This is a genomic window from Candidatus Thermoplasmatota archaeon, assembly GCA_034660695.1.
GTDB lineage: Archaea > Thermoplasmatota > E2 > UBA202 > DSCA01 > JAYEJS01.
Genome location: JAYEJS010000051.1, coordinates 1 through 2,014 on the forward strand (window position 1 = coordinate 1; position 2,014 = coordinate 2,014).

General features: G+C 42.0%; 2 protein-coding genes. One reads left to right on the forward strand and one right to left on the reverse strand.

What is annotated here, in order from left to right:
• Window positions 1–164: 164 nt before the first annotated feature.
• Window positions 165–653, reverse strand: coding sequence for a tRNA (N6-threonylcarbamoyladenosine(37)-N6)-methyltransferase TrmO (gene tsaA / locus U9O96_02585; GenBank protein ID MEA2053994.1), 489 nt, complete (start codon window positions 651–653; stop codon window positions 165–167).
• A gap of 75 nt (window positions 654–728) precedes the next feature.
• Between tsaA and eno the strand changes: the two genes are divergently transcribed.
• Window positions 729–1,988 (forward strand): phosphopyruvate hydratase, encoded by a 1,260-nt coding sequence (eno, locus tag U9O96_02590; protein MEA2053995.1) that lies wholly within the window; start codon window positions 729–731, stop codon window positions 1,986–1,988.
• The last annotated feature ends 26 nt before the right edge of the window (window positions 1,989–2,014 follow it).

The following is a 2,014-nucleotide window of genomic DNA, read 5'->3' on the forward strand; positions in this document are numbered from 1 at the left end:
ATTTCAGAGAATTGATAGAGATTATTGAGAGATGAGTGAAGATAAAAGTAGGACATTAAAGGAATGTTGCTAATACTGAGATTCTGCAAACCTACGAAATCAATCTCGGGCAACAGACTGGCTATCCCACCAATATGATTTAGCTGTAATAATTGTATTTTATTTCATTTATTTATAAATCTACCGTCATCTTTTGATGTTGGAAGTTTGTGAATGTTTTTTTCAAGCCATCCTATTTTTTTAACTTTTCTTGCATCAAATTCAGGTACATATGGCTTTATATCGATGAGAGGAGTGCCATCCACAATATCTACATCCTGAATGTAAAGAATGTTGCCTTCAATTCTGATAAGCCTCACCACCGACAGACCTATCGGATTCGGCCTGCTCGGCGCTCTTGTTGCAAAAATCCCTCTTTCCTCATCATCCATGTAGGGTTTTACTTTCAAATGATAGCCCTTAGACAAATGAAATGGGTATACCAGAAAAATGTGAGAAAAGCCTTCAATATCTTCCAACCCTTCAGCATACTCCGGAAATACTTCTACTTGCCCTTCAATGCCTTTTGCAACTGCGGGCTGTATGGGAATTCCTTTGGGTTTCTTGAACGGCGTATGAATGATTCCTATCGGTCTGAATTTTATTTCATCCATATATTGCCATATCAAACCAGTATTATAACCATTTGCATACGAAGAATATAAATTATTCATTTTCCTTTTCTTCTCATGGAAAAATTTGCCATTACAGATGTTAAAGGAAGATGGGTTCTTGATTCCCGTGGAAATCCGACAGTAGAAGCAGAGGTTTTTGTTGGCGGTATTTCTGGAAAAGCCGTTGTTCCTTCCGGTGCATCCAAGGGAAAAAGGGAAGCGGTTGAGTTGAGAGACAACAAAAAAGCGTTTCATGGAAAAGGTGTGGATAAAGCCGTGAAAAATATAAGAAAAATCATCGCTCCTGCCATAAAAGGCATGGATGTCAGAAATCAGATAGATATTGACAAAAAAATGATTGAAATCGATGGCACAGAAAATAAATCAACTCTTGGGGCAAATGCAATCCTCGCGGTTTCGCTGGCCTGTGCCAGGGCTGCCTCTACCTGCCTCAAAAAATCGCTTTATGAGTATTTGGGAAATGAGAATACATTGCCCGTGCCGTTCATGAATGTTATCAACGGGGGGAAGCATGCTGGAAACGAACTGGCGATACAGGAGCATATGATTGCACCACTCGGGGCTTCAAGTTTTGGAGATGCAGTCCGGATGTGTTCGGAAGTGTATCACACCATGAAGGGACTGATAAAACGCAAATACGGAAAAAATGGCATCAATGTAGGGGATGAGGGAGGATTTGCCCCGCCCCTGAAAAGTTCTGAAGAAGCATTTGAACTGATTCTCGATGCAGTAGAAGAGAATGGCTATGGCGGAAAAATAAAACTTGCAATAGATGCTGCCGCCACGAGTTTTTATGAAAACGGCTTTTATTCAATGCAAAAAAAATTTTCAAGAGAAGAGCTTCTGGATTTCTATGAGGAAATGGTGGGAAAATACCCCATTGTTTCAATAGAAGACCCGTTTGCCGAAGATGACTGGGAAGGATTTATCGAAATGACCGGCAAGCTTGGAAATAGAGTGCAAATTGTGGGTGACGATATCTTCGTGACGAACAGGAGGTTGCTAGAAAAGGGAATTGAAGAGAAAGCATGCAACGCCCTTCTGCTCAAACCTAATCAGATAGGCACGCTGACAGAATGCATGGAAGTTGCCCGCCACTGCTTTAAAAACAGCTATGCCGTAATGGTTTCCCACCGCTCGGGGGATACATGCGATTCATTCATCTCCGATCTGGCAGTCGCTCTGGGAACGGGGCAGATGAAGGCAGGGGCACCGTGCAGGGCGGAGAGAACGGAGAAATATAACAGGCTTATGCGCATAGAGGATAAGCTGGGAAACGAAGCAATATACGGCAAAAAATTGGAGAGCATATGAGACACAAATTTGTAACAGGCAGGAAG

What these genes read in the sequence shown, in the direction of transcription:
- eno (MEA2053995.1), top strand. Translation starts at nt 729, where the DNA reads ATGGAAAAATTTGCCATTACAGATGTTAAAGGAAGATGGGTTCTTGAT.
- tsaA (MEA2053994.1), bottom strand. Translation starts at nt 653, where the DNA reads ATGGATGAAATAAAATTCAGACCGATAGGAATCATTCATACGCCGTTC.